The following is a 21,126-nucleotide window of genomic DNA, read 5'->3' on the forward strand; positions in this document are numbered from 1 at the left end:
CGCAGAGCTTCGATCGGGAAAGTGTCGGAAATTAGCTTCAAACGTGTCATCTTTTATGCTGCACTCAAAAGTAGCAACCAGGGCAGATGGCGCTTGGGAGGTTATCGTGGCTGGGCGCCAAATCCCTCCTCCATCGGACGGAATTCCTGCCCGCTGATCGACCGATCATTGCCCGGCCCGGAACGGCACCGGAAAGTTAAACTTTGGCAATCATCGCCGTTGTCGGCTCCCTTGCGGTTGCACATGCCGCCGTCGTCGGCTACATCATGCCGTCAATGGTCGGGTCACCCGGCCACGTAAGCGTTAACGTCACTCAACGCGTATGATCGAACGGCTTTGCGGCTTCGATCTGCGCGACTGTGTCCTGCGGATCGAGCTCAAGAAAGCTTCTGAGGACACATGGACAACAATCAACTCAAAGATCAGGCTTCACCTGCCCCCGGCATCGAACGGGTCCGCCACGACACGCGGCGGCGCACCCTCGCCGTCGAAAGCGTCGTCGATGTCACCCCCGGTATGTGTCGCATCACATTGACCGGCAATGATCTTGCCGATTTCATCAGTCTTGCTCCCGACGACCACATCAAGATTTTCGTACCGGCCGCCGATGGCGGCGAAGAACGCCGGGACTACACGCCGCGCCGTTACGACAATGCTGAGCGGACACTGACCATCGACTTCGCCTTGCACGAGGCAGGCCCGGTGACCCGATGGGCAATCGACGCGCGCGCCGGCGACAGGCTCGAGATCGGCGGACCAAGGGGCTCCGCCGTGGTCTCCAAGATGGTAAAACGATGGCTGTTGATCGGCGACGAAACGGCACTGCCGGCGATCGGTCGCCGGATCGAGGAGAGCGGCGCCGGAACCGTTATCACCGCGGTCGCAGCCGTCACCGGCCCGCTGGAAGAACAGGCCTTCGAGACATCAGCCGAACTGCATGTCCGCTGGGCGCATCGGCCTCTCTCACAGGCAACCGACGCCACCGCCCTGCTGAAGCTCCTGAGCACGGTCGACATCCAGCCGGAGACCTTCATCTGGGTCGCAGCGGAAGCCTCGGTAACACGCGATATCCGCGCCTACCTGCTGGAGCGGGGTTGCCCGCTCGGCTGGATCAAGGCATCCGGCTACTGGGTGTTCGGCAAGGCCGATACGACCGAGAAATTCGGCTAGGACCAACCCCGCATTCCGGATTCCATTTGGTGATGAGTTCTCACTCCCTTCGTTCCCGATTTTATGATCCGGAACGATCCGATGGATGTGAAGAGCTATGAATTGAGCGAAGTCTCGGCAGCCTCTGCCCGAACGCACCGGGTGCCAGCCACCGACTTATTGAAAGAGATCAACCACGCGGCGGGCAGAACCTAATGCAAGCGTCCATCCCAACATGCCGTGACCGGCATTGATGTAAAGACCTTTGATGCGTCGGGAGGCGGCGATAATGGGCTTGGAGGTCGGAGTCATAGGCCGCTCGCCCGACCATCTCATCAGTTCATCCGATCGCTCGAAAAGGTCGGGCAGCACCGCCGACGCGGCCAGCTTGAGCGTGTCGAAACGTCTGGCATCAAAACCGGCCCCGGGACGCTCGATGTCTGCCAGTCCGGCGACACGAAAACGGTCGCCGATGGCAGCAAAGGCAAGCTTTCGCTTGACGTCTGTCAGGCTGATACTGGGTGCAAGGCCAGTTCTTGGAATGGTGAGCGAGTAGCCTCTGACGGGGCGTATGTCCCGGGCCTCAGGCAAATCGGATATGAGGGAACCGATCTGCGGTCCTGCCGCAACGATGGCGGCATCGACGCGAAGCTCGTCGCGGTCCTCGAACCTCAAGCCTGTCAGCACGCCTCCCGTTTGGACGAAGCTCGAGACCCTCCTGCCGAAAAGCGCCGACACCTGCCCGCGCTCGATCATCCAGATGGTGAGCTGGCGGCAAAATCCAGCCGCATCGCCGAGGGCATCACCGGGAGTGTAAACGGCGCCGGCAATCTCTCCCTGATACGCGGCGAGTGCAGGTTCGATGTTTTCCGCCTCCACCCGCGTCAGCAGGCACTGTTCGAAGCCAAGGGCATTCTTGCGCGCCACACTGGAGTCGGCGGCAGCAAAACTTTGCCGATCGGCATAGAGATGCAGCTTTCCGGCGACACGGTAATCGAATTCGACATCGGTTTCGTTAAGCAGGATGGCGAGTTCGTGACGGGATTGCTCGGCAAGGCGCAGGATGTCCTGCGTATTGTTCCACCAACGCCTGAGCGATGTATTGGCAAGAAATTTCAAACCCCAGCACAGAAAGTCCCGATCGAGTTGCCACTGGATCCGAAAGGCCGGATCGCGGCTCATTGCAATGGCTGGCAGATGCTTCAGCAAGGCTGGCGACGCCATTGCGTCACCATAGGCCCAGGACAGCTGCGCGGCGTTGCCGGCACTCGCCCCCATGCCCGGCTCGCTTGCCGCATCGATAAGTGTCACATCATGCCCCGCCCGGGCCATCAGATAGGCCGACGATACGCCGATGACGCCGGCGCCGATCACCGCAACGCGCGCCATCTCAAGCCTCATCGCCGACGACGGCTGTCAGCTCGACTTCAACAGGAACCCCGCGCGGCAGGGATGTTACGCCGATCGCGATGCGGGCATGCGCCCATCGATCCGGGAAAAGCGCTCGGAGCAGTTCCGAAGCCCCATCGACGACGGCGCCGTGGCGCTCGAAAGCAGCATCTGCCGCGACATAGCCCGCCAGCCGGACGAAGCCCAGGATGTTGCCGAAGCCGCCAGCAGCCGCCTCCAGCTGCGCAAGCGCATTGAGAAGCGCCCAGCGCGCGCATTCCCGCCCCTCTTCGATGGAGACGTCCGCTCCGAGATGTCCCGTCTGCAGCACGGCGCCATCCTTCAGCGGCACCTGACCGGAAACGGTGATGATATTGCCGGTCCGCACAGCCCCGGAAAACGCGCCTGGCGGCAAGGATGCTTCCGGCAGAGCAAGCTCGAGCTGTGCCAGCCGTTCGCGCACGCGATTGCTTCCAACCGATGAAACATTGCGCGCCTTGCGGGCTGCCGCTTCTGCGCTGCGGCCGACGAAGGCTCTCATAATATTCCTGTCGAGTTCAGTCAGCCGGTATTCTGGGTGCCATTGAATGCCCAGACAAAAGCCGTCCGTTTCTCCTTCGAACGCTTCGATGGTGCCGTCCGGCGCCCGCGCAGCGACACGGAAGCGTCCGTCGCCGGCCAAAGCATGGCGGTGCAGGCTATTGACGCGCGCTGGACCTTTCCCGACCCAATTGGTGAGCACGCTGTCCGGCTCGACCGTGATCTCGTGCGCCAACACATCGGGAATCCCTTGCGGGATGTGGGATATCGCGGCGGCCGGCAGCTCGGTGCGAAATTTGCCTCCAAGGCATTCCCCGATCAGTTGCATGCCGTGGCAGATGCCGAGAAGCGGCTTGCCCGTTTTCAAGGCTTGCTCGACCAGCTGAATTTCGAACTGTCTGCGCGCGCCTGTCACCTCAGTCCCCGGCCGCGCACCGGTAAGGACGATTCCATCCGCAAGAGCCAACGCCGATGCCAGGTTCTCGAAGTTATAAGGCAGGATCAACGGAATTCCCCCCGCCTCGGCTATGGCGTCCGCATAGTTGGCGCGCACCACATACTCCGTCTCGGTCGGAACACCAGGCGCCTCGCTGACATCGGGCGTCATGAGGATCAACGGCCAACGAGGTTCATGCGATTGCGTTGCATGCCGACGGGCGTTGCCAGTGGCAACGGTCGTTTCAATGGTCATGGTCTTGGCCTTGTGATGACGAGTTAGCGGGCGGCCGGAAGGGCTAGCCGGCGCGAGAGGACCGAGAAAGGCCAGGCTATCGCGAAATAGCAGAGGCCGACGGCAATGTAGATCTGCAAGGGCAGGAAATACTCCGTCGCCATCGACCGCCCGGTGAGGACCAGTTCGTTGACGGTAATCAGCGAAGCGAGCGAAGAATCCTTGAGCAGCGAGACGAAGGTGATGATCATCGGCGCCAGAATGACACGCGCGACCTGCGGCAGGATGATCAGGACGAAGCTCTGGGCCGGGGTGAAGCCAGCAGCCAGCGCTGCCTCGCTCTGCCCGGCCGGTATAGCCTTCAGGCCGGCGCGGAAAAGCTCTGCGACCTGGGCCGCGAAACACAATGCCAGGCCCGCAATCGCCGCGCCGAAAGCATCGAAGACGATCCCGATACCCGGCAAACCGAAATAAAGCAGAAACAAAACCGCCAGCAGCGGCACGCCACGCACGATCGTCACATAAAGGGCCGCGAAATACCTCAGCGCTGCAAAACTGGATTTCTGGCAGAGCGACAGCAGCAAACCAAAAACGAATGCCAGGGCAAAGGCACAAACGGAAAGCAAGGCCGTATTCACCATCGCCCGCAACAGCAGAGGCAGCCATTCGACACCATAATCACCATAGGGCGCGAAGAAGACGCTCATCCTTTCAATCTCCCGTAACGTCTTTCGAGGAACCGCGTTGCCTGCATCAGTGGCAAGCTCAGCAACAGGTAGAGTGCCGCCGCCGTCGCGTAGATCATTGTTGTCTGGAAGGACGACGTCACCATGGAACGGGCAAAGAACATGATTTCCGGCGCCGCGATGGCCGAGACGACGGACGTATCCTTGAGAAGCTGCACCGCGTAGTTCCCGAGCGCTGGAAGCGCTATCCGCATGGCCTGCGGCGTCAGGATCTCAAAGATCGTCTGGAGCGGGGTCAACCCTGCGGCAAGCGCCGCCTCCGCCTGCCCGCCCGGCAACGCAGCGAAACCGGCGCGAAAGATTGCGCAGGTAATCGCCGCTCCGATGAGCCCGAGGCCCAGGACGGCCGCCGTGATCGACGTCAATTTCACGCCGATGCTGGCAAGCCCGAAAAAGAGGATGAACAGATGCGTCAAGGCCGGCACATTGCAGAGGATCTCGCAGCAGGCATCGATCGCCAGATTGATAAGCTTGATCCCGGCAAATTGCCTGAGCAGGGCGAGAAAAAACCCGAAGGCGGTTGCGAGCGCCAGTGAGGCGATCGTGACGAAAGCGGTTACGCCAAGCCCGGCAACGAGCCCTTCGACGACCGAGAAGAATATGGAAAATCCGGTCATGGCGCGCCTAATGCCGGATCTTGTTGAGAAACGCTTGCGTGCGCGCTTCGCGGGGAGCGGTGATGACCTGGCGGGCCGGCCCGGCTTCGACGATGGTGCCGCCGTCAAGAAACAGGACGCGATCGGCAATGTCGCGCGCAAACGCGATCTCGTGCGTGACGATCAGCATCGTGCGCCCCTCGGCCGCCAGTTCCTCCATTACTTTCAGAACCTCCTGGACCAGTTCGGGATCGAGTGCGGATGTCGGCTCGTCGAACAGCATCAGCTTCGGCTTCTGAGCAAGCGCCCGCGCGATCGCGACACGCTGCTGCTGGCCGCCGGACAGTTCGAGCGGTGAGGCGTCGGCGCGGTGTGTCATATGGACTTTGGCCAACATCTCCAAAGCCAGTTCGCGTGCCTCGGCAGCAGGCAGACCGCGCACCTTGCGCGCTGCGATCGCCACGTTTTCAATCACCGACAGATGCGGCCAGAGATTGAAGAGCTGGAAGACCATGCCCATCTCGGCGCGCTGCGGTGCCAGTTGCCGATCACTCATGACATGGCCGTTGCGCACACCGATCCGCTCGCCATCGAGGCGGATCTCGCCGGCACTGGGCTTTTCCAGAAAATTCATGCAGCGCAGACAGGTGGATTTTCCGGAACCGGACGGACCGATCAGGGCAATCTTCTCACCTGGCGCGACATCGAAATCGATGCCTTTGAGAACTTCGATAGGACCATAGCTCTTGCGCAGGCCTGCAACGCTGAGAAGCGCATTCATCGCCGTTTCCTTATGCGATCATATCGACAGCGCCGCGCGTCTTTTCAGACACGCCAAGGACGCTGTAGCACTTTGAATTGCTGCATAATTTTCTCCTGAAATCGATTCCGATTTCAGGAATTATTCAGTAGGCGGAGAGGGACGAAAGCCGCCGATTGCAGCTTCCGTCCGCACGGCCGTTCAGCCGCCAGCTGCGCAGGATGGCAGCTTGTAATCTGCGGGGCGATCGACGCCGGCGCGGAAGTTTTGGCCCACAGGCTTGAACCAGACATCCGACGACAATCCGTAGCGGGCGCCGATTTCCTTCATCTCGCAGGTCTTCCACATGTCGGCGATGATGGCGTCCATCTTCTGGCGCAGATCGTCGTTCTTCTGATTGAGGCCATAGACGACCTGACCGAGACCGGTCAGCAGCGGGAAATCCGGACTGTTATCGGTGAAGGCAAGGAAGTGCATATTCCAATCAGGGTTCTGCTTGATGGCGTAGGAGATCACCGGCGGATCGCCGATGACAGCGTCGATGCGCCCGGCGATAAGATCGCGGACGGCCGCATCGGAAGTGTCGTAGAGCGAGAGCTGGAGATCTTTGATGCTCTTCAATTCCGGAATGAACGAAAAGCCGGTGATCGTGCCGATCTTCTTGCCTTCCAGATCGGAAAGCTTGTCCCAGCTGGTCTTCGTCGATTGCATGATGCCGTTCTTGAAGTAGTGGATCGGTTCGGACAGGGTCATGATCTTCGTACGCTTTTCAGTCCAGCCCATGGTGCCGAGCATGACGTCGACCCGGCCTGACTGAACCGACGCGATCGTACCCGACCATTCCATGAGCGCAGGCTGGATCTTGAGGCCGAGCTTGTCGGCAATGCGTTGCATGATTTCACCGTCATAGCCGACCAGCTTCCCGTCCTGCCAGCCGGAGCCGGGCATGTCGCCGGTAAAGGCAACCGTCAGCTTACCCTGCTCGGCAAGCTCGAAAGCACTGGCGATAGATGAAAGGGACATGAAGCTCCCTGCCAGCAGAGCGCACGTCACCATCCTTCTCGAAAGAGAAAGTGCCATTGTTCTGATCCTTGATTTGTTGGTTCCCCTGTCCGGTGGTTTCCGTTCCCCGGATGTCGCGTTCGACGAGAGCAAACTTGACACCGAAGGTCGCCCTTGAATTTTACAAATCGGACATTTTCTTTGAAAAAAGGACATGACTTCTCTATCATTGCCATGCGCCATGATCACATCCGAGAAACCTTCCGAAGTATCAGCCAACGAGCCGGACTATGTGCGCTGGCTCGACGATCTTTGGGCCGAGCGGCTTCTGGCCGCACGCGACCGAAAGGCCGATCTTTCCATCGGCATTCTCCTCTGGCCGACCTTCCCGATGATGTCGCTGACGGGTATCGTCGAGCCTCTGAGGCATGCGGCGGACTTTGCCGACAATTCCCGTCCATTACATTGTCGCTGGTCGATCATGGGGGCTCCGGGCCATGCAGCGGTGGCCAGCTGCGGCATCCGGGTTCACGCCGACGCGCCCTACATCAACCCGACCGACTTCGACTACGTCGTGGTCATCGGCGGCCTGCTGCCACATCTGCGCGCCGCACCCGGCAAGCATCGCGACTATCTCAGGGTGGCGGCATCGGCGGGTGTGCCGGTAATTGGTGTTTGCACGGGCGCCTTCGTATTGGCTCAGGAGGGACTGCTTACCGGACGCAAGGCGTGCGTCCACCCCTTTCACGCAGAGGATTTCCGGATTGCCTTCCCGCGTCTTGCCTTCTCCACGCGCGACGACTTCCTGATCGAAAACGGCCGCATTACCGTGCCTGGCGGCGTATCGATCCTGTCGCTGATGACGGAGCTGATCCGAACGCATTGCGGACCGGATCGGGCGGCCAAGGCCGTGCACCAGCTTTCGCTCACCGAGCAGAAGCACATGAGCGCCTTCGATCACGGCCGCGCCTCAACATTTCGCCGCACAGAAGATTCGCGCATACAGCGAGCCGTCGTTCTCATCGAGAGTCGGAAAGGCCGCGACGTCTCACCGGAACAGGTGGCCTCTCTCGTCGGTCTGTCACCACGCCAATTCGCGCGTCTCTTCCAGGACAATATCGGCATGGCCCCGAAGCGCTTTATCGTCGAGACGAGATTGCGCTATGGCCGTTTTCTGGTCGAAAATAGCACGCTTCCGATGACTGCCATCGCCTTTGAAATCGGATTCTCCGACTCCGCCCATTTCGCGACCGCTTTTCGCAAGAAGTATGGGAAGCCTCCCAGGAGTTTCCGCTGATCTTTGTCGAGTGACCACAAGCGGCAGGATTGAAAACCGACTTCAACACCATTGCGATTTAATCGGATACGATTTATATAGGTCTCATCGTTAGAAAGCCTGGACAGGATGAACCGATGCCGACGTCTAAAGCAGCTAAGGGGCCGGATATGCTTGCGCCCACCTCGCCTCAGGCAGGCGCAGATGGCAGGAAACTTTCGAATTTCCTGTGTTTCGCGGTCTATTCGGCAAATCTCGCCTTCGGCCGCGCCTATAAGCCGATCCTGGATGAGCTTGGCCTGACCTACACCCAATATATCGCCATGGTGGCTCTCTCCGAACAGGACGACCAAACCGTCGGCGTGTTGGGGGAAAAGATGTTCCTCGAATCCAACACGTTGACGCCCATCCTCAAGAAGCTGGAATCGAATGGTTATATCACCCGTCACCGCGATCCCGCCGACGAACGGCAGGTGCGGGTCAGCCTGACGCCGGCGGGACGCCAACTCGTCGAATCTGATCCCGCCAACGCGCTGCTTGGCGCCACCGGCCTCGGCGACGACTTTCCCGTCGTTCAGAAATCGGTGACGACGCTGCGCGACAACCTGCTGCGATCAATGCAGGGCGAACCGGGGAAATCTTGAATCAGTCGCCTGATTCCGCCTGGGTCTACTGCCGCAGCGGCCGGAACGCAGTCCTGAGCTCGGCAGTGAAAGCCGTCGGCTGCTCCCAGGCGGCGAAGTGGCCGCCCTTTTCCAGCCTGTTGTAGTGGATCAGCTTCGGGTAGGCCCGCTCTGCCCAGCTCCGCGGCGCGGCATAGATCTCGTCGGGAAACACACTCACGGCAACCGGGATCTTGATACCCCTGGGGTCGAAGAATCCTCCTGTGGGATGGTGCGCGTTTTCCCAATAGAGGCGTGCCGAGGAGATTGCGGTATTCGTCAGCCAGTAGAGCGTGACGTTGTCGAGAATATCGTCCTTCGTCAGCCCCTCGGGCTCTCCGTCGAAAACGCGCGCGATCATCCGGTAACTGCGGATGTCGTGGTCGAGCATCCACGCCGCGAGGCCGACCGGCGAGTCGACGATCGCGTAGAGCGTCTGCGGCCGGTTGTTCATCTCGATGGCATAGCCCAGCCCATTCTTGTAGAAATCGTCGAGCTGCCCCCAGGCCTGTCTTTCCTCCGGCTGCAGGTCGGCGGGTGGCGGACCGCCGGCAGCCAGAGCCTTAGCGATGTCAGCCGGAACCGTGGCGGCCATGTTGGTGTGGATGCCGAGCAATCCCGGCGGTTCCTGTATCGCCATCAGTTCGGTGACCGCATTGCCCCAGTCTCCGCCCTGCGCCACGAACTTGGTGTAGCCGAGACGCTGCATCAGCGCCGCCCAGGCGTGCGCGATGCGCGGCGGGTTCCAGCTCCCCGACCCCGTCGGTTTCCCGGAAAAGCCGTAACCCGGCAAAGACGGGATCACCACATCAAATGCGTCCTCTGCGCTCCCGCCATGCGCTGTCGGATCGGTGAGCGGTTCGATAATCTTCAACTGCTCAATGATGGAGCCAGGCCATCCATGTGTGACGATCAACGGCAACGCATTTTTATGCTGGGAGCGGACATGAATGAAGTGGATATCCAACCCGTCGATCTCGGTGATGAACTGCGGCAAAGCATTGAGCCGCGCCTCCATCTTGCGCCAGTCGTAATCCGTCGCCCAATGGTTCGCGAGTTTCTGGATCGTCGCGAGCCGCACGCCCTGCGTATCGCCCGTGACGGTCTCCTTATCAGGCCAGCGGGTCGCTGCCACGCGCCGGCGCAGATCATCCAGCGCCTCCTCGGGGAAGTTGACGTTGAAGGGGCTAAGCCCGTCGCCGTCCGCCTCAGCGCTGCGCGTCCCGGCAAGCATGCTCATGGCTCCGGCGGCGGCCGTGGCGGCAAGCAGCTCGCGCCGCGTGGGCGTTGATAGAGATGTGGGTGGCATGACGCTTTCCTCTCCGTTTGGTCTGTCAGGAAACGGACGAAGATCGACTGACCGACCTCGTTCGCAGCAGCAGGTCATTCGCGTCTGTCCGGGGACTATGCTCCCGGGCAATAGAGGGGTCAACTTACCCTGTCAGGCTATGTCTCGACTGTCTCGATGAACGACCGGTCATTGCAAGAAGCCGTAGCTGCGGGCAGCATGTGCGAGATCGATTGGGGAGAGGAGAATGCATGCCCGACATCGCGATGGGCGTTTTGAGCCGGAACGGAACCGTTCTTCTGGCAAGACGCAGTTCAAAGCGCAAGGTGCACCCGGATCGCTGGAGCCTTCCGGGCGGCCATATCGAAGAGGGCGAAGACGCCGAGACGGCAATGTGCCGGGAATTGATCGAAGAAATAGGCGTGGCGCCGGAGCGCTGGCGGTTTGCAGGACGGTTCGCATCGGAAGGCCCGCCCGAAGCATTCACCACTTTCCATGTCTATCACGTCGATAAATGGCACGGCCAGCCGCGACTGATCGGTGATGAACATACCGAACTCAGATGGTTCACCGCCGCCGCGATAGAAACAGAAGCCGAATTGGCGTTGCCTCAGCTCACTGAAATGCTGGCGAACCTGGCTGGCCGGGAAACACGCCCGCCCGCTTAGGTTTCTTGGCGGTCACGACGTCTCGCCGGCTGAACCGGTCTTCAGCGAGCATGATGCTGAGCGTCGCCAAGCGCTCCTTGCTCCATCATCTCGGCCGCCCTGGCATAACCGCCGCCCATTCCGTCGAGGAAATGTAGATGGGAATCCGGCCTGTCCGATGGCACGAGACAGGTCATCAGCGCATGCGACTGCCGATGCAGTCCGAAGTTGATCTCGCCGCGCGTCCTCGCCGCAACGAGTATGGCTTCGACCCTGTCGATCTGTTCGGGCGTACAATCCAACGTCAGGCGCAAACCGTCGTCGAACTTGCGGAAATCCGAATTGGCGGCGACCTCAGACCAGCCTTTCGCATCGACCTGTCGCCCACTGTCCTTGGGAATAGCCATATCCTCCGACAGCGGATGAGACCGGCGCCGCGCGGTATCGAAAACCGCAAGCACCCGTTTTGCCAGCGCTGCAAAGGCCTCGGGACTGGTATGGTCATTCGGCTCGACCAGTAGCGACAGGATCTCGCCCTGCCGACTCGGAAACGGGGTCCAGTCACAGCTGAGGCCGGTCAGATCAGGCTTCGTCGCATAGCGTCCCGGCTTGACCAGATACCGGCCGTTCTTGATCTGCTGCTCCGCCCATTTGAGGCCGCCCCCTGCAAACATCGCATAGGTCGCACTTTCCGAAGCCGCGTAGCGCGCAACGCGCACGTCGCGCCCACTGGTACGGATTTCCCGCACGGTGACGAGCCCGATACGCAGGGTAAGACCGAGATCGGTTGCGGCAAAGCCTGCCACCTGCCGCAATGCCGATGTCGCGGCCATAATGCCCTGCGGCGGCAGAGCGAAAGCCGCCCCGTCTCCGCGAAATACGAAGGGAAAATCGAACGATCCCCAGGCATTGCCGAGCGCAGCGATCACAGATGCGCCCGCGAAGTTTACGTCTTCATAGCGCCCCGAGCGGATCGCCGAGGTCGAGTTGACGACGTCGGTGATGCCGATCAGCCAATCATCGGGCAACGGCTCGTAGACATCAGGATCGAGCACGCGTGAAAACTCGTCATAGGCCTTGTGCGGCCGGGCGCGGCTATTGATCATGGCATGTTCTCCAGATCGGTAAGATTTCCGGTGCTGCTACATCAGGAAGGGGTCTGCCGGCCGATCGGCGGGCCCTTCGCATCAAATCCTCTGACAGTGAGGTCCTCCCTTCCCCCGCTCAGAGAAGCGTGGTCTCGACGTCGATATTGCCGTGTGTCGCCTTGGAATAAGGGCAGATGCCATGGGCTGCCTCGATCAATTCCTGCGCAACCTCGCGATCGATCCCGGGCAGGCTGACATTGAGGCGCGCCCTGAGGAAGAAGGAGCCGTTATCGCCGTTCAGATCGATCTCCGCATCGACCTCGGGACCGGCCGGCAGGGTGATCCTCCGCTGTGATGCGGCAAGCTCGATGGCGCCGATATAGCAGGCCGACCAGGCGATGCCGAACAGGTTTTCGGCAGCTGGATGCGGTTGCGGCAGCTTGATGTCGATCGTGCCGTCGCTACTGCGCGCAGAGCCGTTGCGGCCGCCGGAGATGTGGGTCTTGCCGGTAAAGAGAAGCTTCTCGGTCATGATGATATCCTTTCGGTTTGGGTTTTGTACGTATCCGATTAAATCGGATGCGTTCTAATACGCTTCACCAAAATCGATGTCAACACCATTACGATTTAATCGGATACGATTATTTTGATAATCAAACTCGCCGTACCCGGACAATCCTCAACAGCGATATGCGAGAGGCCCGACCTGCAAGTCATGTCTTGTCGGGCGACCGAGCCCTCTATACGCTCTGCTCACAAGCTCGAGGCGATGCCCCCGTGAAGAGCCAGAGAGATGGGATGTCCTCCATAACAGAAGACAATGCAGGCCAATACGGCGACAGCCGGAAGCTCGCCGCGCGGGCTCGACTGCATAGCCAATACACCATCGCCGAGACGGCATGGTTTCCATGGGTTGCGGCGCAGCTGCCGGTGAAGCCGGGCGATCGTATCCTCGACATCGGCTGCGGGCCGGCCTGGTTCTGGGCGGCAACGGCAGGTCTGCTGCCGGAGAATCTTGACCTGACGCTCGCCGACCTTTCGCCTGGCATGGTCGACGAGGCGGTGGCGCGCTGCAGCGCATTGCCATTTGGCTCCGTTCGAGGCCGCCAAGCCGATGCCGCCGCGCTTCCCTTCGAAGACGGCGTCTTCGATGCCGTGGTCGCGATGCATATGCTCTATCACCTGCCCGACCCGGACGCCGGCATCGCCGACATGTCAAGAGTGCTGAGGCCGGGCGGGTCTCTTGCGGTCACAACCAACGGCGCCGGCAATATGGGCGAGATCTACGCGCTGACGACCATCTTCGGCAGCGCGCCATCCGATCCGGCTGCCGAAGCCTTCGGATATGACACTGCCGAGCAATCGATGCGGTCACAGTTTGGAAACGTCTCCATGTCGCAGCATCCGGCAAAGCTGCGGATCACCGAGCCCGAGGATGTATTCCTGGCGCTGACCTCCTACCCGCCCGGCGACAGCGCCGGCGAACTCGAGCTCACCAAGCTCCGTCAAGCCATTGCCGATGCGTTCAGGCAATCCGACGGCGTCCTTGAGGTTCGTAAAGAGACCGCGCTGTTCCTGAGCAGGAAGACGGCCTGATCAGGATCGCGGGCTGCTGGCCCTACGACCGCGGCGGCCGGCCGTCATCGAACAGCGTGGCCAGCCACTGGTAGTATCGCGGCTGTTTCTCCCGCAGCTGGCTGCGTGAATAAGGCGGCCGGTCGATGTCGCCGAACAGGTAGACGCTGGCCGTGACCGCGAAAAATTCGTGATCATTGCTCATCATATAGGAATCGCCCGGCCAGACCCGCCGGCCGATATCAAAGAATTGCTTGACATCGGCATTGCCGAATCCGCCCGGAAGCATCCGGTCGTGATAGGCATGCAGAAGTTCATGCAGGATGATCGGCTTGTCGGACGCAAGACTCTTGACGCGCAGGTCGATGCCGGTCTTGCTGCTGTAGTGGCCGGGCCCGGCCTTTGCGGCGGCCGGATTGGCCCAGATCCTGATCGACCGCATAAAGGTGAGGACATCGGGTTTTAGATCGACATGCTCGACAATATCGAGCTGCCGTTTGACGGCCGCGACCATCTCCCGGTCGGGCTCCGCGTCCCTGGCATTGGTGAGATCCACCTGCCATCCGCGATAGGTGAAAACCAGCGGATCGGCGGCCGCCGTTCCCGTTGCCGCGATCATGATGGCGATGGCGGCGCAGAGCCCCAGGATTTTCGAAATCAGCCTCATGGCGCACCCTCAAACCTGCCCCTCGCGGACTGTCGCACAGGCAAACTAGACCAGAGGCACAAGCGCGTCATAACGGTGTTGATGTCCCGCGCACGAAGTCAGGAAAATGCTGGTGTCGCCGGGGTGCTCAGACCTTCTCTTTCTTCTTGATCTTTTCCTTCGGTTCCACCGGCGCATCCGGTGTCGGCGCCAGAAGCTTGCGCAGCGATGCGATCTTGTCCTTGACCAGCGGCCGGAAGCGCGTTGCGCGGTAAGGCATGTCGGCCGCACCGTAACCTTCCGGCCCGTCATCATTGCCGCGATGGATTTCCGCGAGCTTCACCCCGATGAACGTGCCGTCGACATAGTGGGTATATTCACCCACCCAGCGGATCGTATAAATCTCGCCCTTGCGGATAAGTTGGTCGATGCTGACATGCTTGAAAGTATCGTTGATGCAGACGACCTTCTGGCCGACATGGAAATCATAGCTCATGGATCAAACTCTCGAAAGGCAATCCGCCTGACCGATCTATAGCGCGCGCCGCGGCGGGGATGAACCATTTTCTGCCAGCCGGGCCGATTGCTACGATATCAATTGCACCCGCGCCGCACGCCTTACGGCGACATACATCAATCGCAATAGGCCTTGCCGCTCTTGCGGGAGCGCAGGTCGAAGTGGAAGTGGTTCCAGTGTTCCGGGTTGCTGCCCGGCCCGAGCACGGTGTTGAAATAGCGGCAGCTATCGGTGCGCACCGCCTTCAGCAGCCGGCCCTCGCGCAACGAAAACAGGCCCTTCTTGCGCACGTCGATCTCGTGGCCGTTCTTCAGCACGAACTTGCCGACGTCGATGGCATTGCCGCGGGCGTGTTCCGACATCGGATTGTATCTCTGCCGGCTGTTGTTCATGCGGCGGCAGGAATAGCCGCCGAGCGGTTGGATCGTCTTGATGCCGGTCCAGTAGCGGAAGCGCGCCGACGGCGCCAGCTCGTTCTTAACCCATTTGGCGAAGGCGAGCGTCACCTGGCAGTTCAACGTCACGGCCGGCTTCACGCCGATATTGCCGGAAAGCCCCTTCAGCGATACCGGATAAGGCACCTGACAGGCCGGCCCGTTCGAGATTGGCGGCTTTTCATCGAAGAGCACGCCCATGCGCTTCAGCTCGCGCCGGCAGGCAAGCTCAGAGGACGGCATGACGCTGGGATCGACGGGTGCCGCCGGTTCGCTCATCATCGGATTGTTCGGCCGCAGCATCGCGACCTCTTCGCTCTCGTCCTCTTCGGGAACGCGGGTCGGCGCCACGACAGGGCTGCCGTCGCTCCAAGCGGGCGCCCGGCTCATCTGTGCCTCGGCCGCCGGCTGCGGCATTGGCTGCTGCGGGGGCTGGCGCATGGGCTGGTTGAGCTGCGTAGGATTGTCGGTGCCGATGCCGTCGACAACCGGCTCGGTAGCATTGCCTTCGGCGATCTGCTGCTGTTGTTCCTGCGCCAGCCCGACGACCGGCTGGGCGCCGAGCTCATCATCCATGTTGACGCCGCCGGAAGGGATCGCAAGGTTCTGCGTGCCGCCCCAATTGCCGCTCGGCTGGCCCGCCGCCAGCGCCTCGTCGCTGTCGATCATTGGCAGCCGCCGGGACCCCGGTGCGGTCTGCGCCGGTGCGGCTCGTGCCGCTTGGCCGGTGCCGGCGAGGTTTGGCGTATCAAGATAATCGAGGGAGCCTTGCGTATTGCCGACGGCCGCGCTGGAAACCGGATAGGAGGACTGGCTCTCCACCGGCGCCATGCGCACGGCAGGCGCCATGCGCGCTGCCCCTCTCGACGGCGAGATTGAGCTGACCCTGGTGCCGTTGTCGACATTGGCCGGCGGCACTAGCCCGTCACTGATCGAACAGGTCGTCAGCGCCGCCGAGAGGATAACGGGCAAAAGGGTTCGCCGAGGAAAGGAAACAAACGCCATACTCTTATCGCTTCCGCAGGCTGGCTGGGCAGTGACCGAAAAAACTCACTTCAATTTTAGTTAAAAACGGTGAATGAAAACTTACCGGCACAATCTGAACGCGACGCAATTGAAAAAGGCCGGTTTCCCGGCCTTTAATCTCTCCGCTTCCTCACGCTGCCCGTGTGTATCGGGCCACCGCCGATGGCTCCGCACGCAGGCGGAAATTCGCGAGCAGCGTCTTCAACTGGGTGCTCTCGTCAGCGAGCGTACGGCTTGCTGCCGTCGTCTCCTCGACCATCGCGGCATTCTGCTGGGTCATCTGGTCCATATGGTTGACGGAACCGTTGATCTCGTTCAGCCCGGTCGACTGCTCGCGCGCCGCCGTCGCGATCGAGGCGACATGATCGTTGACCTGGTTGACCAGCGCCTCGATCTCCAGCAGCGCCTCGCCCGTCGAGCGCACCAGCGCCACACCGCCCTCGACTTCCGTTGCCGACCGGCTGATCAGTTCCTTGATTTCCTTGGCTGCATTGGCAGAACGCTGGGCGAGCTCGCGCACTTCCTGCGCGACGACGGCAAAGCCGCGACCCGCCTCGCCTGCCCGCGCGGCTTCCACACCGGCATTCAATGCCAGAAGGTTCGTCTGGAAGGCGATTTCGTCGATGACCGAGATGATCTGGTTGATACGGCTCGACGATTCCTCGATCCGGCCCATCGCCGTCACTGCATTGCGAACGATATCGCCGGAGCGTCCGGCGCTTGCCTTGGTCTCGGCCACCATCTCGCGCGCCTCGTTCGCGCGCTCGGATGCCGTCTTCACGGTCGCGGTGATCTCGTCGAGCGCTGCCGCCGTCTCTTCGAGCGCGGCTGCCTGCTGTTCGGTACGCTTCGACAGGTTGCCGGTCGCCTCGCTGATGTCGGAGGCGCTGTCGTTGACGACGCGGCTCGATTCGGCGATCGCATGGATGACGCCGTTCAGCGCATCGACGGCAGCGTTGAAATCGCTCCTGAGCTTGGCGTAATCCTCGCCGATGTCACCGATCGAAACCGTCAGGTCGCCGCCGGCGAGCTTCTCCAGGCCAACGCCGAGCGCCTGCATCGCTTGGGTCTGTCGTTCGGAGGCCGAACGCAGGCTTGCCTCGTTGCCGCGGCGCTCTTCCTCGATCTGCCGCTGCCTTTCGTCTTCCCGGCCGCGCAGCGCGCTACGCTCGTCAACGGAATCACGCAGCACCAGCAGCACCTTGGCCATCTGACCGATCTCGTCGCGGCGGTCGCTGCCGGCAATCTCCACCGATGCCTCTTCGGCTGCGATCGCGTTCATCGCCGCCTTCAGCCGGGCGATCGGCACTGTCACGCTGCGCACGATGGCATAGGCGATGGCCATCGTGGCGGCAGCCCCGAGCAGGCAGAGCACCGCCGCCCAGATCGCGTTCTGGCGATAAAGCGCGGCAAGGTCATCCGCATAAACACCAGTGCCGACGATCCAGCCCCAGGGCTCGAAACCGGCGACATAGGAATATTTCAGCACCGGCTCTTCGGCGCCCGGCTTCGGCCAGTAATAATCGACGAAGCCCTTGCCGTCCTTCTTCACCTTGTTGACGAATTCAACGAAGAGGAACTTGCCCGTGGGATCCTTCATCTGCGAGATATCGGTACCGTCAAGCTGCGGCTTGATCGGGTGCATCACCATGGCGGGACGCATGTCGTTGATCCAGAAATAACCGTCGGCGCCGTAGCGCATCGCGCCGATCACCTCCTTGGCCGCCGCTTGCGCCTGTTCGCGGGTCATCGTGCCCGCCTGTTCCATCTTGTAATATTTGTCGAAGATACCGAGCGCCGTCGCCTCCATCTTCTCCAGCCCCGCCTTCCGCTCCGCTTGCAGCTCGGAATAGGAGTAGTTCAGAAAGAAGATCATCGCCGCTGCAAGCACGGCAAGCGTGAAGCCGACGAGGCAGTAAAGGCGGGTGGAAATCTTGACGTTGCGCATGAGGTTCCCGGCGATTCTTTTAGGTGAGATCGATCGCATTCTGAATTGCCGGAATTACTGGAGCGTAAAGCTTAATTAGAAGATGATTAAATAACGTAAGGTCAGGCCGAAACGCCCGAAATCAACCATTTGAAATCGAATGAGATTTCGATCTGCGAAGGCTGCAACATTTTTCCCGTCGGCTGCCTTCAGCGCCCGGCCGTGCCGTCTTTTACAGCCCACGGCCTTTGCACTAGGGTGATCCGCAGTGAATCGCCGGCCCATGGCCCATACCAGATGGAGAAGACGTGATGACCGATGCCGCCAAGCCGAGAGGCGAACTGACGCTCAGGACGCTTGCCATGCCCGGCGATGCCAATCCGGCCGGCGATATCTTCGGCGGCTGGGTCATGGCGCAGATGGACCTTGCATCCGGCATCCGTGCGGCCGAGCGCGCCAAAGGCCGCGTCGTTACCGCCGCGGTCAAGGAGATGGCCTTCGAACTGCCGGTCAAGATCGGCGACACGCTGTCGGTCTATACCGATATCGAGCGTGTCGGGCGTACCTCGATCACACTGATCGTCGAAGCCTGGGCGCATCGTTCGCGTTACAACCAGCAGGAAAAGGTCACGGCCGGCACCTTCATCATGGTCGCGCTCGACGAAGAGGGCAAACCGAAGCAAGTCCCTGTGGAGTGACAGGCCGGGATCGAAAGCATGGAAACGGTCAGCTCGCCGGAGGTCTTCCTTCACATCAAGGTGGTGATGGGCATGGTCATCAGCCTGTCGCTCGCCAGGGTGCTGACCGGCGTTGCCGGCATCGTCCAGCATCCTGGTAAGGCCAAAGTCTATCCCATCCATCTCGGCTGGGCGCTGTCGATGTTCCTGTTCATCATCCACATCTGGTGGTGGGAGTATCGCCTGCAGGCCGTGCCTGCGATCGGCTTCGGCATCTATCTCTTCCTCGTCTGCTTCTGCAGCCTGTTCTTCCTGCTTTGCGCCTTGCTCTTTCCTGCTTCACTCGACGAATATGGCGGCTACGAGGAATATTTTATTTCCCGGCGGAAATGGTTCTTCGGCATTCTCGGCCTCACCTACGCCATCGATATCCTCGACACGGCGATCAAAGGCCACGAGCGCATCCTCTCGCTCGGCTGGGAATATCCCGCCCGCAACATCATTTACATCATCCTCTGCGCCATCGCCGCCTGGACCCCCAACCGCCGCTTCCACACCGCCTTCATCACCGCCAACCTGCTCTACCAGATCAGCTTCATCTTCCGGCTCTATGATGTGCTGGGGTGAGACGTGGTCCCGCGAAGCGGGAGCAATCGATCCAGTGAATCGATGCAACGTCGAACGCCCTGAGCCCAAGCGAAGGGTCGGGCAGCCGCAAGTTCCATCCACCCACAAAACCACACATCACTCCCCAGCATCCGTCACCCGCCGCACCCCACTCGGCCGTCGAAACCATCCTGCCGCATAATGCGCAGCACATGCACACGCCCCCAGGATCGCGACGTGATGCAAAAAGAAGCCCGCGGTCGACTCCTGAAAGTCCCAGAAATCGATCGATGGCCTGGCCAAGAGCCTGTCTCCGATGCCCATGACGACCATGCTGTGAATGCCGTAAGCCGCAATTGCGCCCGCAACGGCACGAAGGGCTGCGGTCCGGATCGCGTTTGGCGACCCGACCCGCAATAGCCTGCCCGCGACCGCCGTGATCATCGACCAGTGAAGGCCGAGATGGACAGCTGCGAGGATGAACGCCCAGTAGGCAGCAAGGATGTGAATTTCACGCGCCGTCGGTCCACCGCTGACGGGAAGGAAAGCAAACACACTGCGCGACATCAGCAGACTGGTCACCAGCAATGCGGCCATTACCAGGGCAATCGAGATATTCGAGGCGATTGTCACGAGCCCAGGCCTGCCGCGCGCCGCCCTTGGAAGCCTCGCCCACCACCGCCTGTTGAAGACATTGTGCGATAGGAGAAGGACGAACATACCGGTTCCGATCAGTTCATGTGACGTGTTGTCGAGCCACCAATAGGCGAGCGCGACCAGAAGCAGCCCGGCGGCCGTGAAGTCCAGCACCAAGCGTATCAGGAATAGCGGGCTCATGACGCGGCGCTCTCGCAGCGGCTTCGATCTCCTCTAGTCAATGACAGCTCCGTCGAAAGCCTTGAGATCATCAAGCGTGTAGAGGAAGTCTTCGTCGGCCCTGGAGGAATGGCAGGATTGGCACCGCGCCGTGTTCTCGGCCATGTTGACGCTGCCGTCAGGCTTGAACCATTGGAACTGCCAGTCGCCGGTGCGACGGTCTTCGTCATAGTCGCCGCCCCAGCCGGAGCCCTTTTCCATAACGAAAGTGCGATAGACTTGCCCGTCGCGGTAATCGACCAGCACGAAATGCGTGCCCGGCGGAATAGGCTGCCCGTTCTTCACCGCCTGGATGGCTTCCTTCGTCGTCATGATGTGCTCGGTCACGTTGCCGCGTCTGACGGTGGTGTAGTGGACGAGACCGGCCAATTCGGGCATCGTCGTCCGGTTCGGCTCAGCGTCGACCTTCCAGCCGACGAGAGTGACGGCGCCGGCCACGGCAAAGAGAATTGCAATGCGTTTGATGAAATGACGCATGGATGTCTTTCCTGGTTTTGTGCGGAAGGCGTTTGGGCGACCGGCTCCGGCAAAAGCGGAAGGCCGCTCGCCTCATTCACGCCCGAAGACGTCTTTCGCGATGGCAACGGCCGAGACAGCACTCGGCCAGCCGGCATAGAAGGCAAGGTGGGTGATCGTCTCGATCAGCTCGTCCTCGGTCACGCCGTTCTGGCGGGCCCTGGCCAGATGGGATCTCAGCTGGTCGGGCCGATTCATGGCGATCAGCGCCGCAACGGTGATGAGGCTGCGATCCCGCTTCGACAGCTGCGGGCGTTCCCATATGTCGCCATAGAGGACGTCGTCGGTCAGTTCAGCCAGCTTCGGCGCGGTCGCGCCCATCAGTTGCTGGGCGCGCGACCGCCGGGACTTGTCGTCGCCTTCGGTTGGCGTTTGAGCGCTGACGACGCCCGGCAGAACGGCCAGCATCATGCTGGCCGACAGCATCAGGTTTCCCAACAATTGTTTCATGAGTTTCACCTCTGTTTCCAGGATCAGGCGAGAAGCTGCGCGAAGATGTCTCAACTTCCCCGC

General features: G+C 61.0%; 24 protein-coding genes. 8 read left to right on the top strand and 16 right to left on the bottom strand.

The window, feature by feature from the left end; genetic code table 11:
• Positions 1 to 399 precede the first annotated feature (399 nt).
• On the top strand, positions 400 to 1,170 hold the full coding sequence (locus NE851_RS24055; protein ID WP_254958221.1) for a siderophore-interacting protein: 771 nt from the start codon (positions 400 to 402) through the stop codon (positions 1,168 to 1,170).
• Positions 1,171 to 1,326: 156 nt separating this feature from the next.
• Here the strand turns inward: NE851_RS24055 and NE851_RS24060 are convergent, their stop codons facing one another.
• From NE851_RS24060 to NE851_RS24085, 6 genes are all read right to left on the bottom strand, one after another.
• Positions 1,327 to 2,538, bottom strand: coding sequence for an FAD-dependent oxidoreductase (locus tag NE851_RS24060; protein WP_183907394.1), 1,212 nt, complete (start codon positions 2,536 to 2,538; stop codon positions 1,327 to 1,329).
• Position 2,539: 1 nt separating this feature from the next.
• The gene (locus tag NE851_RS24065) at positions 2,540 to 3,769 is read right to left on the bottom strand and encodes an Atu1372/SO_1960 family protein (RefSeq protein ID WP_183907396.1); all 1,230 of its coding nucleotides are present in this window, start codon (positions 3,767 to 3,769) and stop codon (positions 2,540 to 2,542) included.
• 23 nt (positions 3,770 to 3,792) lie between these two features.
• A complete protein-coding gene (locus NE851_RS24070; protein ID WP_183907398.1) occupies positions 3,793 to 4,455 on the bottom strand; it encodes an amino acid ABC transporter permease in 663 nt (220 codons plus the stop codon).
• The gene (locus tag NE851_RS24075; protein WP_183907400.1) at positions 4,452 to 5,111 is read right to left on the bottom strand and encodes an amino acid ABC transporter permease; all 660 of its coding nucleotides are present in this window, start codon (positions 5,109 to 5,111) and stop codon (positions 4,452 to 4,454) included. Before NE851_RS24075 ends, NE851_RS24070 begins: the two co-directional genes overlap by 4 nt.
• Positions 5,112 to 5,118: 7 nt before the next feature.
• Complete coding sequence (locus NE851_RS24080) at positions 5,119 to 5,871, bottom strand: amino acid ABC transporter ATP-binding protein (protein ID WP_063475116.1); 753 nt, start codon at positions 5,869 to 5,871, stop codon at positions 5,119 to 5,121.
• Positions 5,872 to 6,051: 180 nt separating this feature from the next.
• Positions 6,052 to 6,930 carry an ABC transporter substrate-binding protein gene (locus NE851_RS24085; RefSeq protein ID WP_028757808.1) on the bottom strand — a complete coding sequence of 293 codons (879 nt, stop codon included), beginning with the start codon at positions 6,928 to 6,930 and terminating at the stop codon, positions 6,052 to 6,054.
• Between NE851_RS24085 and NE851_RS24090 the strand changes: the two genes are divergently transcribed.
• From NE851_RS24090 to NE851_RS24100, 3 genes are all read left to right on the top strand, one after another.
• Entirely contained in the window at positions 6,872 to 7,030 is a 159-nt protein-coding gene (locus NE851_RS24090) for a hypothetical protein (protein ID WP_164735909.1), read from the top strand. The genes NE851_RS24085 and NE851_RS24090 overlap by 59 nt on opposite strands.
• A 63-nt stretch (positions 7,031 to 7,093) precedes the next feature.
• Positions 7,094 to 8,149 (top strand): GlxA family transcriptional regulator, encoded by a 1,056-nt coding sequence (locus NE851_RS24095; protein WP_028757216.1) that lies wholly within the window; start codon positions 7,094 to 7,096, stop codon positions 8,147 to 8,149.
• Positions 8,150 to 8,298: 149 nt separating this feature from the next.
• Complete coding sequence (locus NE851_RS24100) at positions 8,299 to 8,772, top strand: MarR family winged helix-turn-helix transcriptional regulator (protein WP_082849719.1); 474 nt, start codon at positions 8,299 to 8,301, stop codon at positions 8,770 to 8,772.
• A gap of 25 nt (positions 8,773 to 8,797) precedes the next feature.
• Here the strand turns inward: NE851_RS24100 and NE851_RS24105 are convergent, their stop codons facing one another.
• Complete coding sequence (locus NE851_RS24105; protein ID WP_028757218.1) at positions 8,798 to 10,099, bottom strand: epoxide hydrolase family protein; 1,302 nt, start codon at positions 10,097 to 10,099, stop codon at positions 8,798 to 8,800.
• A gap of 230 nt (positions 10,100 to 10,329) precedes the next feature.
• Here NE851_RS24105 and NE851_RS24110 point away from each other — a divergent pair, with 230 nt between their 5' ends.
• A complete protein-coding gene (locus tag NE851_RS24110) occupies positions 10,330 to 10,746 on the top strand; it encodes an NUDIX hydrolase (protein ID WP_028757219.1) in 417 nt (138 codons plus the stop codon).
• Positions 10,747 to 10,787: 41 nt separating this feature from the next.
• On the opposite strand, the gene NE851_RS24115 is transcribed toward NE851_RS24110, so the two are convergent.
• Positions 10,788 to 11,831, bottom strand: a complete 1,044-nt coding sequence (locus NE851_RS24115) for a DUF3095 family protein (protein ID WP_028757220.1) — start codon at positions 11,829 to 11,831, stop codon at positions 10,788 to 10,790.
• Between the two features lie 118 nt (positions 11,832 to 11,949).
• Positions 11,950 to 12,345, bottom strand: coding sequence for an Ohr family peroxiredoxin (locus NE851_RS24120; protein WP_028757221.1), 396 nt, complete (start codon positions 12,343 to 12,345; stop codon positions 11,950 to 11,952).
• A gap of 266 nt (positions 12,346 to 12,611) precedes the next feature.
• On the opposite strand from NE851_RS24120, the gene NE851_RS24125 reads away from it, so the two are divergent.
• Complete coding sequence (locus NE851_RS24125; protein ID WP_254958223.1) at positions 12,612 to 13,409, top strand: class I SAM-dependent methyltransferase; 798 nt, start codon at positions 12,612 to 12,614, stop codon at positions 13,407 to 13,409.
• A gap of 22 nt (positions 13,410 to 13,431) precedes the next feature.
• Here NE851_RS24125 and NE851_RS24130 read toward each other — a convergent pair whose 3' ends face one another.
• The 4 genes from NE851_RS24130 to NE851_RS24145 form a co-directional block, all read right to left on the bottom strand.
• A complete protein-coding gene (locus tag NE851_RS24130) occupies positions 13,432 to 14,055 on the bottom strand; it encodes a hypothetical protein (protein ID WP_028757223.1) in 624 nt (207 codons plus the stop codon).
• A 127-nt stretch (positions 14,056 to 14,182) separates the two neighbouring features.
• Positions 14,183 to 14,530 (bottom strand): CAP-Gly domain-containing protein, encoded by a 348-nt coding sequence (locus NE851_RS24135; protein WP_028757224.1) that lies wholly within the window; start codon positions 14,528 to 14,530, stop codon positions 14,183 to 14,185.
• A gap of 137 nt (positions 14,531 to 14,667) precedes the next feature.
• On the bottom strand, positions 14,668 to 15,990 hold the full coding sequence (locus NE851_RS24140; RefSeq protein ID WP_028757225.1) for an extensin-like domain-containing protein: 1,323 nt from the start codon (positions 15,988 to 15,990) through the stop codon (positions 14,668 to 14,670).
• 151 nt (positions 15,991 to 16,141) lie between these two features.
• Complete coding sequence (locus tag NE851_RS24145) at positions 16,142 to 17,959, bottom strand: methyl-accepting chemotaxis protein (RefSeq protein ID WP_028757226.1); 1,818 nt, start codon at positions 17,957 to 17,959, stop codon at positions 16,142 to 16,144.
• 290 nt (positions 17,960 to 18,249) lie between these two features.
• Here NE851_RS24145 and NE851_RS24150 point away from each other — a divergent pair, with 290 nt between their 5' ends.
• Positions 18,250 to 18,636, top strand: coding sequence for an acyl-CoA thioesterase (locus tag NE851_RS24150; protein ID WP_049813453.1), 387 nt, complete (start codon positions 18,250 to 18,252; stop codon positions 18,634 to 18,636).
• Between the two features lie 18 nt (positions 18,637 to 18,654).
• Entirely contained in the window at positions 18,655 to 19,242 is a 588-nt protein-coding gene (locus NE851_RS24155) for a hypothetical protein (RefSeq protein WP_047610421.1), read from the top strand.
• Positions 19,243 to 19,359: 117 nt separating this feature from the next.
• Here the strand turns inward: NE851_RS24155 and NE851_RS24160 are convergent, their stop codons facing one another.
• The 3 genes from NE851_RS24160 to NE851_RS24170 form a co-directional block, all read right to left on the bottom strand.
• Entirely contained in the window at positions 19,360 to 20,058 is a 699-nt protein-coding gene (locus NE851_RS24160; protein WP_183907402.1) for a DUF4405 domain-containing protein, read from the bottom strand.
• A 33-nt stretch (positions 20,059 to 20,091) separates the two neighbouring features.
• Positions 20,092 to 20,574: a cytochrome P460 family protein gene (locus NE851_RS24165; protein WP_097542319.1), complete on the bottom strand. Its 483-nt coding sequence runs from the start codon at positions 20,572 to 20,574 to the stop codon at positions 20,092 to 20,094.
• Between the two features lie 72 nt (positions 20,575 to 20,646).
• Positions 20,647 to 21,063 carry a carboxymuconolactone decarboxylase family protein gene (locus NE851_RS24170; protein ID WP_029868459.1) on the bottom strand — a complete coding sequence of 139 codons (417 nt, stop codon included), beginning with the start codon at positions 21,061 to 21,063 and terminating at the stop codon, positions 20,647 to 20,649.
• Positions 21,064 to 21,126 lie beyond the last annotated feature (63 nt).

Source organism: Rhizobium anhuiense bv. trifolii (genome assembly GCF_024346605.1).
In the GTDB taxonomy this organism is placed as follows: Bacteria; Pseudomonadota; Alphaproteobacteria; order Rhizobiales; family Rhizobiaceae; genus Rhizobium; species Rhizobium anhuiense.